Source organism: Cyanobacterium sp. Dongsha4, from assembly GCF_036345015.1.
Classification (GTDB): domain Bacteria; phylum Cyanobacteriota; class Cyanobacteriia; order Cyanobacteriales; family Cyanobacteriaceae; genus PCC-10605.
Genome location: NZ_CP084098.1, coordinates 3,904,746 through 3,918,067, shown reverse-complemented (window position 1 = coordinate 3,918,067; position 13,322 = coordinate 3,904,746). Strand labels below are relative to the sequence as shown.

Genomic DNA, 13,322 nt, shown 5'->3' with positions numbered 1-13,322 from the left:
AATAAAAAGAAAACAATAGAAAGGCAATTAGCAATCTAAGAATTAGTTTCTCCCTAATTCCCTAATCTCCTGATGCACCACTTCTCAACTCATCTCCCCTTTGCTTAATTATTAACTAACTTCCCCAAATTTCCTCCAATCTCTGATCTCTACCACAGCGAAAACGATAGTACTTATACAATAAGGGATTTTTCTTGTAATAGTCTTGATGATACTCTTCAGCAGGATAAAAGTCTTTAACTGGAGTAATTTGGGTATAAATTTTTTCATTTAACTGCTTTTCAACTTTGTCTCGACTAGCTAAAGCGAGTTGTTTTTGCTCTTCACTGTGGTAAAAAATCGCACTACGATATTGATTTCCAACATCACAAAATTGGCGATTTTTCACGGTAGGGTCAATATTTTTCCAGAAAATATCTAAGAGCGTAGCGTAGTTAACCTTGCTACTATCATATTTAACTTGAACTGCTTCAGCATGACCTGTTTGCCCTTTACTCACTTGTTTGTAAGTAGGGTTTTTGACATTACCGCCAGTGTAACCAGAGGTGGTAGAGATTACTCCTTCTATTTTGTCGTAGGGAGGTTCCATGCACCAAAAACATCCCCCAGCAAATGTTGCAGTTTGTATCTTCTCTGTTTGAGCATTAGCAGAAGGAGTTAAAATTAGGAATACAGAAATTATGATGGCCAGTATTTTGCTCATTTTTAGGTTTCGGGTATAAATTTTAAGGCTAAACCATTATTACAATACCTTTTTCCCGTGGGTTTTGGACCATCATTAAATACATGACCTTGATGCCCTCCACATCTAGCACAATGATATTCAGTGCGGGGAATCAATAATTTAAAATCAGTCTTAGTTTCCACTGCTTGAGTAATAGTATCGTAAAAACTAGGCCAACCTGTTCCACTGTTATACTTCATTTCTGATTTGAAAAGAGGCAAATCACACCCTGCACAAATATAAATCCCTTTTCTTTTTTCATCATTCAAAGCACTAGAAAAAGGTTTCTCCGTTCCTTCTTCTCTTAGGATATGGTATTGGGCTGGAGTTAATTTTTTTTTCCATTGGGCTTGGGTTAGATTCAATTTCTTGATTGATGTATTTTCTTCACTTTTACTTTCTTCCATTCCTAGGATAAAAGCAATAATTGAAGGTATTGCTATACAAAAAGCCCCTAAACCTGCACTTAGTAAAGTTCTTCTTTTCATTTGTTTAATTAAATTTAGTATTGCGTTGACTGATTAACTAATTGAAATTAGTATGACGAATAATTTTATCAATTAATTATTTTATGTTATAGGATCTAGTTATTCCTATTTCTGATATATGGGATTCATTATTGATTATTAATTATCAATTTTTTAATCAAACCTGAAATATAATCATCTCGTAAACTATTTATCGAGTCATCATCCATATTCAAAGATGTAATCAGAGTAAGTTTATTTGAGTTTTTTTATAATGAGTATCACGCTGGATTATGAGCTTTTTTTTAAGTTAGGAATAGTTGTAACTATTATTTTAGGCATTATTATAATTTTCAATTATTTTAAGAAGCTAATTGTATATTTAACAGAGCAATTTATTCCTTATCAAAGCAGAAAATTTTATTCGGAAGTTATTAAACCTGATTTGGGTTTTTTGACATTGATTTGGTTTTTATCTTTGGGTGACATTGCCTTACTAATTAATAATTTTCCTCCACCAGTGAAAGTGAGTGAAATTATTTTAAGTTTAGTTATTTCAATTTTAACTATTTGGTTGGGAGTAAAATGGTTTAAGCCTTTATTTGACAATTACCTACTTGATGCGGCTTTACAAAGTCAAAAAAAGATTAATAGTGAATTTTTAATTGTTGGTAAATATTCGGCTAATGCAATTATATTCTTACTAATTATATTCATTTTTGCTCAGGTACATAGCATTAATTTATTTGGCTTATTAGCTAGTTTAGGAATTGGAGGATTAGCTGTTGCTTTTGCGGCACAAAAAACCCTTGAACAATTATTAGGAGGAGTGGTAATATATTTAGACCGTCCATTTGTTCTTGATGACTATATTGGTTTGCCTGATGGTACTTTTGGCAGGGTAGAATCTATCGGCTTGAGATCAACAAAAATCAGAGTGTCAGGAAAAGGAACATTAATGGTAATTCCTAATAGTTCTTTAACTCAAACAAATATTGAAAATTTTACAGGAGCAAAAAAAGTTATTTCTCTTGTTTATTTAACTTTTTATAGTACCTTAGAACTAGACGAAATGGCGTTGATTAGACAGATTATTTTAGATAGCACTAAAGATATTTTTGGCATTGATCCGAAGAATACGGAAGTCAAATTTAAACAAGTAAATAAGAATGAGAGAAAAGAATTTAGTCAGGCACAAATTAGTTTTTTCTTGTTAGGTTCGGAACAAGTTTCTATGGATTTACGCCGTCAGTTATTAAATATTGCTAATCAAAATATTCGTCAAAAGTTAGAAGAGTACGGTATAGATTTTACTTTAGAAGATGACAGTATTAATGTGGATTCACCTATAACAATTTAATTTTATTAAAATGGTGAATTCAACAGTTTATGACTTGTTATTTATAATTTATTTATTCTCAATTTTATTATAATCATGAATGTTATTAATGATTTAATCATCTCATGGCTAACCCAAGAAAATCAAGCTATTATTACGAAATTATCTTTGGAATTTGGTTTTTTTTTCTTATTAATAGTAGTTAGTTTTATTGCAGGAAGATACACTCCTAATCTTTGTATTTTAGGTATTTCTCGATTATCAAAACAACCTTTAAATGAATTTTCTGAGAAAATAATACAACCTTTAAAAGGTATATTTAGGTTAACTGGAACACTAATTTTATGGTCATTATCTCTCAATTTTATTATTAATTATCAAGGTCTTTATCGAGTTCTTAATTTTATTGTTGACCTTAGTTTAATTTTGAGTATGGCATGGTTAGCTTCTCGCTTATTTCGACAAATAGTTTTAATTTATGGTGTTGATTTAATTCAAAAATTAGGGAAAGAAGTTGATGAGTTATTGTTGGTTTTAGAGACTGTTATTAACGTTATTATTGGCTTTGTGGCGGCGGTTGCCTTTGCCAAAAGGTTAGAAATAAATTTGGTGGGACTTTTGGCCAGTTTGGGGTTGGGGGGAATTGCGATCGCATTTGCGGCTCAGAAAACTCTTGAACAATTATTAGGTACTTGTGTTCTTTATTTAGATAGACCTTTTATTGTGGGTGAGTATATTCGTCTCAATAATGGTTTGTATGGTAGGGTAGAATCGATCGGATTAAGGTCAACGAAGATTAGAATACCGGGAAAAGGTACATTAATGATTGTGCCTAATTCGATGATGGCAAATGTGGAGATTGAAAATATCACTAGAGGCAAAAAAGTCATGGTGTTACTTTATCTTGATTTTGCGAGGATTCTCGAAGATAGTGAACAAGCCTTAGTAGAAGATATTGTCAAAAAATGCACAAACGCTTTATTCGGTATTGACCCTGATAGTACAAAAGTAGCTCTTTTTATTCCCGAAAAGCAATCCCAAACAAGAGCAAGGGTAACATTTTTTATTTTGGGTTCAAATGAAAGCTCAATTAAACTGAGAAAAAGACTTTTAGAATTAGCTAACGAAAATATTTCTGAGCAGTTGTTAACCTATGGTATTAACTTTATTATGCAAGAGCCAACTATTTATGTAGAATCCCCTGTTACTTTATAAGCTAGGACTCATCTGAATTTTCAGGAGGTAGTAAGCAACAGTCAACAGGTAAGCATTTGAATCATTTTTAATAATTAATAGAAAAAGTAAGATAAAACCTGAAACCTAAATACAGCAATAATTTTTCTGTTGAACAGAGATGGTTTTAGTGGTGTATATTGGATAATTAATAGTTATTGAGACTGCTTATTTCTAAAATTCTGAGTCTTTAATCTTTTTATTCTTTATTTCCAGTGTTAGCATATAACCTTCATAAAAATTGAGTTTCACAAGAATATACAAAAAGCAATTATTAGAAAATCATGCACGTAGATTCTACATTGAATCAGTTAAAGAATCTTCTTGGAGAAGACAAATTACCCTCTAGCTATGGTGTTTATTTTAAAAATACTTTAGTTGCCCTTTGTCATGCCTTAGAAGATCATATTCTACAACATCATTATGAGGAAGAAAAATATAAACCATTATTGTTTGTAACCTTCCAGAAAGGGAAATGGTACTTACAAGAAGCAGAGCGCTATCGAGATTTAGCCATTCATTCCCGTCATATTACTATAGCGGCAGTGGCAGACAGTGGTTTTGCTGATCATCCTACCAGTCAATTGGCAAACGTGGACTTAATTCATCTTGCAGAGGATGATTGTTTAGTACAAGAGTGGAATTTAGTTATTTTAGCTCCTGATTATGCGGCGATGGTGCTTTGTCGGGAGTTATCCCCCGAAGAATATTATCAAGGTGGTGAGCCTCAAATAGATACGGAAAGAAAATTTTATGGTTTATGGACTTTTGATCGCACCCTAGTAGAAAAGGCTTTTACCATCTTAACTCAAAGCACTTCCCATTATAACCCCAGTTTAACGGAAAAATTGCATCAAGAGCGATCGCATCTCAAAAATATTCCTGCCAGTGGTGCAGTGGATTTATCAGGGGTAGTAAATCGCATTGTTTCATACTTGCAAATGAGTCAAGAAGAATTGTACACCGTTAATCGCCAAACAAGAGAATTAAGGGATTTAGAAGGACAAGCCCTCAAATTAAATCGCAATTTAGGAGCTAGTAAACTACAGGCATTTTTACGCATGGCACAAAGAGTTGATCAAAATGACCCTTATAACCCCTGTGCCAGTTTACAGGTATCAGCCCTTGCAGAAACCCTTGGACAAATTCTTGATTTACCAACTTTGCGATTGAGAAGGTTAAGATTGGCAGGATTATTATTCCGTATTGGCTTGGCAGAAGCTCCCCAAGAGGTATTCGCCCGAAAAAGTCAAAATCCTGAAACAGCACAATTTTGGAAGGATAGACCCATTCTTAGTTCCCGTTTACTCTCATCTATGAGTGAATTACAACCAATTAACGAAATTGTATTACATCAGTTAGAATATTGGGATGGCAGTGGTAGTCCTGACGGTTTAAAAGGTACACAGATACCCCTAGAAGCTCGAATTTTAGGCTTAGTTAGTTATTTTCAAGAATTAACTCAACCAAGAGGCGATCGCCCTGCCTATAGTCCTTCTACTGCTTTAGAAAAATGTCAAGGTTACAGTGGTACTCGTTTCGATCCTGATTTAGTGGAATCCTTAAAAACCGTTATTCGCCTTACAGAAATAGGCTTAATGCAATTACCGAATCGTCCTACCCAACTACCACCGGTTTGGTTAGAGGAGTAGAAGTGTTTGGAAATTAGAGGGTTAGGTGTTAGGGTTAGTGTTAATTCAACACTTTTGTCTCTTGCCCTCCCCCTTTATCTCTAGGGTTTTTTTAGAGTAGTGGCAGAATTAAAAATAAAGATAGACTTTTTGGTTATAGAATCATAATCTAAGTTTTAGATAATTTTTTGCTCACACTACTTGAATTAAATCATTACATAAATCGGTATTAAATCAATTAGAATATTTTTTAGCTTAATTCTTAATTATGTCTCGACCTGTTCTATACTTAGCTATAACCAATCATGGTTTTGGTCACGCAGTGCGTGTGGCTACGGTAGCTTCACAAGTGCAGAAACTCAATCCCGATATTTTATTGGTAATCGTCACTACTGCACCCCGTTGGTTATTAGAGTCTTATATAGAGGGTGATTTTATTCATCGTTTACGGGCGTTTGATGTGGGGGTTATTCAGTCTGATAGTTTAACCATGGATTTGGGGGCAACTCTGGAAAAAATGAAAGAGTATTGTCAAAAAGAAGGGGAGATTGTAGCAGGAGAGGTGGATTTTATTCGTTTAAATAAGGTTAGCCTAATTTTAGCTGATATTCCGGGGATGGCTTCTACTATTGCCCAAAAAGCTGGTATTCCTTGTTGGATGATGAGTAATTTCGGTTGGGATTTTATCTATCAGGCTTGGGGAGATGATTTTCAAGAAGTTACACATTGGCTCAGAAGTCGTTATGAAAAGGTTGAGCGTTTATTTCGTTTACCTTTAGCAGAGGATATGTCTAGTTTTCCCTTGCTCGAAGATGTAGGTTTAACAGGGGGTAATCCTCGTTATAGTTGTGAAGTTTTAAGGGATAAGTTTGAATTGATTAAGCCAAAGGAGAAAACAGTTTTACTAACTTTTGGAGGATTAGGGTTAGAAGCGATTCCCTACGAAAATCTTGCTAGTTTCTCTGATTGGCAATTTATTACTTTTGCGAAAAATGCCCCTGATTTGCCTAATTTATTAAGAATTGATGGCCATAGTTTACGCCCAGTGGATTTTATGCCCGTATGCGGAAAAGTTGCCTCTAAACCGGGTTATAGCACTTTTGCAGAAAGTTTACGTCTTGATGTGCCTGTAATTAGTATTACCCGTGATGGTTTTGCGGAGGCTCAAATTCTCCTTGATGGTTTACGTAACTATGGCTATCATCGCATTATTAATTATGCTGATTTTTTTGAGGGCAACTGGGATTTCTTAAAACAAGATGCGATCGCACCTTTAACTAATAATAAATTAGACAAAAATGGGACGGAATTTATTGCTCAAGAAATAGTTAATTTTTTTGGTAAATCATAGTTACTAACTCACAAATTTAGTTAATTTAGTTATTGATTCCATGCTCTCATTTTACCTTGATTCATTAACCCAAAAGGATCAACCATGTGTTTAAATTTAAGTTGTTCAGGTTCTACTTTTTTTCTACCTCCATCTTCTAAAATATAAGTGTGTGGATTGGCAATATTCGCCCCATTATCCTCATGATATTTTATAATCTCATTAAGTCGTTTTTCTGAAGTGAATTTAACCAACTGTAATCCAGCAGGAATAGCTTTTCCTCCTACCCTTAAAAATTCCAAATGAATCATAACTTCATCCCCAAAGTGTTTATACATTTTCTCTACTTGCTCTAAATTCCAAAAAAAAGTTTGTAAATATGTCAAACTGGGGTCAATGTTTCTAGCATGAAACGTGGTATGATTCCAAGTAAATTCGATGAGTTTTAAAGGTTTTTCAGATTCATCTTGAGGATTATAAGTTATTTCTCCCTTAAATTCTTTCACTAATTCTTGTAAAGGTAAAAAAGAATTATCAGCAATAGTTAAAAAAGCACAACTTTTTCCCTGTGGCAAGTAAGATTTAAGAGCTAAAAAATAGTTAGGAATAGGATAAGCATGGATACTAACTAATTTTTTAATAATTCCATCACTATCAGATAAGACTTGACCAAATTTTACAGCATTCATAAAGTCATCAAAAACCACGATAAAATCTGACCAATTATAAGCAGGAGCAAGAGGAATTTCTATTTCCGTAACAATACCATTTGTGCCATAAGCATGATTAATTTGTTGAGTTTCATCTCCTATTAATTCAATAATTCTTGGTTCTTTTTCTAAAGTAACAACTTTAACTTTATGTACATTTCCTCTATCTCTTAATTGACCATAATTAATTGAGCCAATTCCACCACTACCACCGCCAATAAATCCTCCTAAAGTAGCAATTTTATAAGTAGAAGGAATCATTCTTAATTCCCATCCTTGCTTATTAGCCTCCCTTTCCAAAACACTCATTTTCACTCCCGCTTCAACTCGAGCAATACCAGATTTTATCCACTGAATTTTATTCATTTCTGTCATGTCTAGTATAATTCCCCCATTGAGAGGGATACACTGACCATAATTGCCAGTACCTGCTCCTCTAATCGTAATTGGAATTTGATGTTTTACACAAATTTTTGCAATGTGTAGAACTTCAGCCTCGCTGGTTGGTTGTACGACCAAATCTCCTGTTTTATCAGCTAATTTTTCTGACAATATTGGACTAAAATAATAGTAGTCTTGAGAGAGTTTTTTTATTTTTTCTTCTTCTGTAATTTGCTTAATATTTCCTAATTCTTCTTGAACTAACTTATAATTAATCATGTCAATAAACTGTATTTTGTTTTATCAGTTGGAATTAATTTTATTATATAGTAGTGGCAAATATTTTTTAAGAATTTGGTGACGAGAGAAAGAATATTATCTGTTCAGGTGATAATTTTCTCTTTTATTTAATTACAAAACTCTTGTAATTATGCAAATATAGTAGTTACAGTTATATAATTATATTAACAATACTTTTTCAAAAAAGTAAAATAGTTTAGCTGTAGTAATTGCTATTAAAAATCAACCGACACACAGTCTTTTATCACAAAAAATATTAATTCGTTTCACCTTTTATTATTTTAATTATTGTTCTAATATTGATAATATTTGCAAAGTTTTATCATCTTTATTACCTTGAAAAAATTTGTTTAACCCCTGATGAAAAATGGAATCTCCATCAGATATTTCAGAGAATAAAGTCAGAGAAGATTTTAATTTCATACAGTCAGGAAAACCAAAGATTGTTTCGGAGGATGTTTCTTCTATCGTGAGCAGTATTGTTACACACTCTTTTAATCTTTTCCCTAGTAAATCATGATTGATATATTCTTTTGCTTCTTGAATACTTCTAATACTATAGAAAATAGAAATTGAGGTTTTACCTAAACCATTAATTTGAGGAAAAATAAACTACATCCAATGGGAGCTTTTTTTTCCATTTTTTAATTCATTAGTAACAGTTTTATATATTTTTTCCTGAGTATCTATAAATCTTTGCAAATTATATAAATCCTGACAGTTATTGTTATTTTTCATTATTTTATTTATTCAATATTAAGAAATATATTTAATGCTATATTTTTTATCTATTTTATTTAACAACCCTCTTATGAAACTAAAATTAACATAAATGTATATGGAAACATATTCAATTTTCTGAACTCTTCGATCTTTCTTTACCTCATATTAACTATATCTTGACAAAATACTAACTTAGTGATTTGATTTAGTTTTAATAGATGACAATGGGCTAATTCTGACTTTTTGACCTTTATGACTATTTTATGAGTCGAACAACTAGACTAACCTATGATAGAGGAACGTTAATTCTACATCCACCGCCAAGAGGTAAAGCATGGATTGACTACGCTACTTGGGACGATCGCATCGAAAAATTTCGCATTCAGGCTTTAGACTATCGTTACTTAATAGAAACCTTACAGAGTGAGGATATTGACCTAATTGACTCAGCAAAAGAATTTTATCCTTTAGACATAAAATTACAGGGTCATAAAACTCCTTACCCCCACCAGCAAGAAGCCTTAGAAGCATGGAAACAAGCTCAGAGACAAGGAGTTGTAGTATTACCAACGGCGGCAGGAAAAACTTTTTTGGCTCAAATGGCCATCGCATCTACTCCTAGAACAACTTTAATTGTAGTACCAACATTAGATTTGATGCACCAATGGTATGCGGAAATAAAGGCTTCCTTTAGTAATATAGAAGTAGGATTATTAGGAGGAGGTTCTCATGATCGCACCCCCATCTTGATTGCAACCTATCATAGTGCCGCAATTCATGCCAAAACTTTAGGGAATCATTACGGACTGCTAATTTTTGATGAGTGTCATCATTTGCCCACAGACTTTTTTCAAGTTATAGCAGAAGAATCTATTGCACCTTATCGCTTAGGTTTAACCGCAACCCCAGAAAGAGAAGATGGCGGCCACCATTATTTAAACCGTTTAATAGGCTCAGTTATTTACCGTAAAACCCCTGAAGAATTATCAGGAAAAACTCTTGCTCAACATCAAGTTATTTCTTTAAAAGTCAAACTGAAAAAAGAAGAAAAACAACGTTATGAACAGGCAATAAAAACAAGAAATAATTTCTTAAAAGAGAATAATATTTCCCTGTCAAGTTTGCAAGGATGGCAACTTTTTGTTCAGGCTAGTTGTCGCTCAAATCAAGGTAGAAAAGCAATGTTAGCCCATAGAGAAGCAAAAGAAATTTCTATGGGAACTCAAGGTAAATTAAGACTATTAACTGAATTAATAGAAAAGCATTATCCTGATAAAATTCTCATTTTTACTAATGATAATAATACTGTATATAAAATTTCTCAAGAGTATTTAATTCCTGCAATTACCTATCAAACTCCAGTGAAAGAAAGACATGAAATTCTCCAGAAATATAAAGAAGGAGATTATAAAATAATTGTTGCTTCTCATGTGTTAAATGAAGGGGTTGATGTGCCTTCTGCTAAGATAGCAATAATTTTATCAGGTACTGGTTCAACAAGGGAATATATTCAAAGATTAGGAAGAATTTTAAGAAAGGCAAATCAAGGGGAAAAATTCGCAATTTTGTATGAAATAGTGGCGGAAGATACCAGTGAGGAAAAAACTTCTGCAAGAAGAAAAGGAGAAAGTAATTACTCAGTCAATAAACCTGACAAAAAACAAGGGGAAATTCTTTTTTATCCTCAAATCAATCACGGCTTCAAGGTGGCAGAGTCTAAAACTATATGGGGGGAAGAAGAGTAGAGTTGGGGGATTGGGGAGAAAGGGAAAAATCGGGGCTTAGGGTATTAGGGTGTTGGGGTGTTAGGGAGAAACGAGTTAGGAGTTAAGAGTTAAGAGTTAAAAGTTATTAATTATCAACTATTTACCTTTGCCCTTTTCTTAATTTTTCGATTCCATTAATTGAAAACATTGAGAAGCGATCGCCCAGTCTTCTTTTGTTGGTATAATGAGTATCTTAGAGTTAGAGTCAGCAGTGGCAATATTTTCGTTGAGGAGGGATTGGTTATTTTTCTCTAAATCTAATTTCAAACCAAGAAACCCTAAACCTTGACAAACTTTCTCTCGAATAAAAGCAGAATTTTCCCCTACTCCTGCGGTAAAAACTAAAGCGTCTAAACTACCTAATGATGGTAGCATAGATGCGATCGCTTCTTGTAATCGAAAAATATATATTTCTACTGCCAAAATCGCTTTTTGATTTTTTTCGGATGTAGCCTTTAAAATAGTTCTTAAATCAGAAGAAATCTCAGACATTCCCCATAAGCCAGATTCTTTATTCAAAATATGGTTAATTTTCTCCCCATCATAGCCATATTCGGTCATAAGATGAATTACGATTGCAGGATCAATAGAACCACATCGAGTACCCATCATCACCCCTTCTAAAGGAGTAAAACCCATGGTTGTATTAACACTTTGCCCATTTTTTACTGCTGTAATTGAGCAACCATTACCTAAATGACAGGTAACTAAGTTCAAATTACTTAAAGATTGCTGTAAAATCTCAGAAGTACGTTGAGAAACATATTCATGGGAGATACCATGAAAACCATATCGTTGAATACCTCGCTTGTAGAATTCATGATTAAGAGGATAAATTTTAGCGTGAAGAGGAATATTTGTATGAAAGGCAGTATCAAATACAGCTACTTGGGGTATGTCTCCCAAAATATTTTCCACACTCTCAATCCCTTCTAAATGGGCGGGGTTATGATTAGGGGCAAGGGGAATTAATTTTTTAATCGTGGCTTTAACTTCAGGATTGATAAGAGTTGCCTGAGAATATTTTGTCCCTCCATGAACCACTCTATGTCCAACTACATCTATATTGGATAAATGCTCTAAAACCTTAGTTTCACCCTCAACCATCGTTTTAAGCATAGTCTTAATGCTTTCTAGGCGATTATGGTTTGATAAATAGGTAGAATATTCTTGACCATTACTTTTCACCTTTAATAAAGTATGTCCTAAGTTCACTGTCCAATCAATAGTTGCCTCCCAGATGGGAGAGATAAAATTTGGCTTTTTTTGCCGACTATCTAAGTCATATAAACAACTTTTTTGCGAACTAGAACCAGCATTAAGAACTAAGACTTTCATGGTTTATTTTAATAATTTCTGCTTTACTTTGCGCAAACGGCTGGAAAGACTCCTAACAATTTCTAAGGAAAATAAAGGGGTTTCTTGTAACAAAAATAAAAATCTTTCTCTATTTAATTCCGCTATTTTGCATTCTGTAAGTGCGATCGCTGTGGTACATCTGTTATGTTCAGGTTGAACCAAAGCACCTTCTCCGAAAACATCGCGCTGATGGATTATTTCCACTACTTGATCATCTTTTCTTAATTCTACTTCCCCAGACATTAAAGCAAACATACAATTCCCTTTTTCTTCCTGACGAAAGATAATCTCTCCAGGTTGAAAGGTTTTGACTGGTAAATGATTAAAAAAAAGATCTACTACTTCACTTGGTTCTAGCATATTTATGATTTAATCCTAATAAATTTAATAATTACTTTACTATCTTCTCAGGATTTGCTCTCATTATAGGTTAAGAATTATTTAAGAATCATTTTGAGTTTACTAGAAAAGACTTTCAGATTTTAGTTGACTATTTGAAGAGGAAATAATGTATTTAAAACATTCATAAATTAAATATCCTTGAGATAAAATGACTAATCTAATTTCGATGTTAAAATATCGGATTTATATAAGTTTTAGGTATCAAGTAACAGTTTTTATTGTTTAATTTTTCTCATTCCGATGAGTTTAGGAAAAGATTGAAAATAAGAAAATAAATAAAGGTAAGTGTGAGCAAAAATTATTCTCAGTTTTTTCTCTACCATTATCGGTAAATAAAAATACCCTCAAGACTTGCTCAAAGTAAAAAAAGCTAAATTAATTGGATTTTTTACAGTAGTTAGGATAATTTAATAGAAAATAAGAGCCTCAAATTATTATCACAAAAGCAATAGACTGAAATTAAAATCACTATTTTTTTTACTACTTAATAATCTTAATAATCTCTGGTTGCCCATCAACCTACTTTAACCAATAATTTACATACTCAGAGTAAGATAGCCAATTAATTTTGAATGTTTGTTTCTATTTCCTGAGAAGGATTTTGTTTCTGCTGTTGCATTTCTAAAATTCTCTTTTGTTGTAATTGTTTGAAATTCTCTGCTTCTGAATTGATGTTGTTTTCTGTATCTTCGGCAAAATCTGAGCCACTACGACTATTGAAAAAATTAGCATTATGAATTATGTCAAGAGGATTAATGCCGTCACCATAAAAAGGGTTTCTCTCATTACTTTGAAAAGGTTCATTTTTTCCATTAATATTGTTACTTTGGGCGTTAGTAGGAGTAGCAAAAATAGCTAATGTAATGAAAGCAAAAGAAATAGCTAAAGTTTTATTTTTGTTAATCATCATAAAATATACTGTTTAATATTTATCTGTTTTTATATCTGCTAGACGGT

Annotated in this window: 11 protein-coding genes and 1 pseudogene; 5 read left to right on the top strand and 7 right to left on the bottom strand. The window is 32.8% G+C overall.

The window, feature by feature from the left end:
• Window positions 1–115: 115 nt before the first annotated feature.
• Both msrA and msrB read right to left on the bottom strand, forming a co-directional pair.
• On the bottom strand, window positions 116–703 hold the full coding sequence (msrA, locus tag Dongsha4_RS17020) for a peptide-methionine (S)-S-oxide reductase MsrA (RefSeq protein ID WP_330203487.1): 588 nt from the start codon (window positions 701–703) through the stop codon (window positions 116–118).
• Window positions 704–705: 2 nt separating this feature from the next.
• Complete coding sequence (msrB, locus tag Dongsha4_RS17015) at window positions 706–1,212, bottom strand: peptide-methionine (R)-S-oxide reductase MsrB (protein ID WP_330203486.1); 507 nt, start codon at window positions 1,210–1,212, stop codon at window positions 706–708.
• Window positions 1,213–1,465: 253 nt separating this feature from the next.
• Here msrB and Dongsha4_RS17010 point away from each other — a divergent pair, with 253 nt between their 5' ends.
• The 4 genes from Dongsha4_RS17010 (at window position 1,466) to Dongsha4_RS16995 (ending at window position 6,745) form a co-directional block, all read left to right on the top strand.
• Window positions 1,466–2,551: a mechanosensitive ion channel family protein gene (locus Dongsha4_RS17010; protein ID WP_330203485.1), complete on the top strand. Its 1,086-nt coding sequence runs from the start codon at window positions 1,466–1,468 to the stop codon at window positions 2,549–2,551.
• 75 nt (window positions 2,552–2,626) lie between these two features.
• The gene (locus Dongsha4_RS17005) at window positions 2,627–3,745 is read left to right on the top strand and encodes a mechanosensitive ion channel family protein (RefSeq protein WP_330203484.1); all 1,119 of its coding nucleotides are present in this window, start codon (window positions 2,627–2,629) and stop codon (window positions 3,743–3,745) included.
• Between the two features lie 302 nt (window positions 3,746–4,047).
• On the top strand, window positions 4,048–5,415 hold the full coding sequence (locus Dongsha4_RS17000) for an HD domain-containing phosphohydrolase (protein WP_330203483.1): 1,368 nt from the start codon (window positions 4,048–4,050) through the stop codon (window positions 5,413–5,415).
• Between the two features lie 247 nt (window positions 5,416–5,662).
• Window positions 5,663–6,745 carry a glycosyl transferase gene (locus Dongsha4_RS16995; protein WP_330203482.1) on the top strand — a complete coding sequence of 361 codons (1,083 nt, stop codon included), beginning with the start codon at window positions 5,663–5,665 and terminating at the stop codon, window positions 6,743–6,745.
• A gap of 29 nt (window positions 6,746–6,774) precedes the next feature.
• Here Dongsha4_RS16995 and Dongsha4_RS16990 read toward each other — a convergent pair whose 3' ends face one another.
• Complete coding sequence (locus Dongsha4_RS16990) at window positions 6,775–8,094, bottom strand: FAD-binding oxidoreductase (RefSeq protein ID WP_330203481.1); 1,320 nt, start codon at window positions 8,092–8,094, stop codon at window positions 6,775–6,777.
• Window positions 8,095–8,400: 306 nt separating this feature from the next.
• Window positions 8,401–8,853 (bottom strand): annotated as a pseudogene (locus Dongsha4_RS16985) (DUF1810 domain-containing protein).
• Between the two features lie 248 nt (window positions 8,854–9,101).
• On the opposite strand from Dongsha4_RS16985, the gene Dongsha4_RS16980 reads away from it, so the two are divergent.
• Window positions 9,102–10,583, top strand: a complete 1,482-nt coding sequence (locus tag Dongsha4_RS16980) for a DEAD/DEAH box helicase (protein ID WP_330203480.1) — start codon at window positions 9,102–9,104, stop codon at window positions 10,581–10,583.
• Window positions 10,584–10,721: 138 nt separating this feature from the next.
• Here Dongsha4_RS16980 and Dongsha4_RS16975 read toward each other — a convergent pair whose 3' ends face one another.
• The 3 genes from Dongsha4_RS16975 to Dongsha4_RS16965 all read right to left on the bottom strand — a co-directional run bounded on the left by Dongsha4_RS16975 (window position 10,722) and on the right by Dongsha4_RS16965 (window position 13,275).
• Entirely contained in the window at window positions 10,722–11,942 is a 1,221-nt protein-coding gene (locus tag Dongsha4_RS16975; RefSeq protein ID WP_330203479.1) for an acetate kinase, read from the bottom strand.
• Window positions 11,943–11,945: 3 nt separating this feature from the next.
• On the bottom strand, window positions 11,946–12,323 hold the full coding sequence (locus Dongsha4_RS16970; RefSeq protein WP_330203478.1) for a cyclic nucleotide-binding domain-containing protein: 378 nt from the start codon (window positions 12,321–12,323) through the stop codon (window positions 11,946–11,948).
• 604 nt (window positions 12,324–12,927) lie between these two features.
• Entirely contained in the window at window positions 12,928–13,275 is a 348-nt protein-coding gene (locus tag Dongsha4_RS16965) for a hypothetical protein (RefSeq protein WP_330203477.1), read from the bottom strand.
• Between the last annotated feature and the right edge of the window lie 47 nt (window positions 13,276–13,322).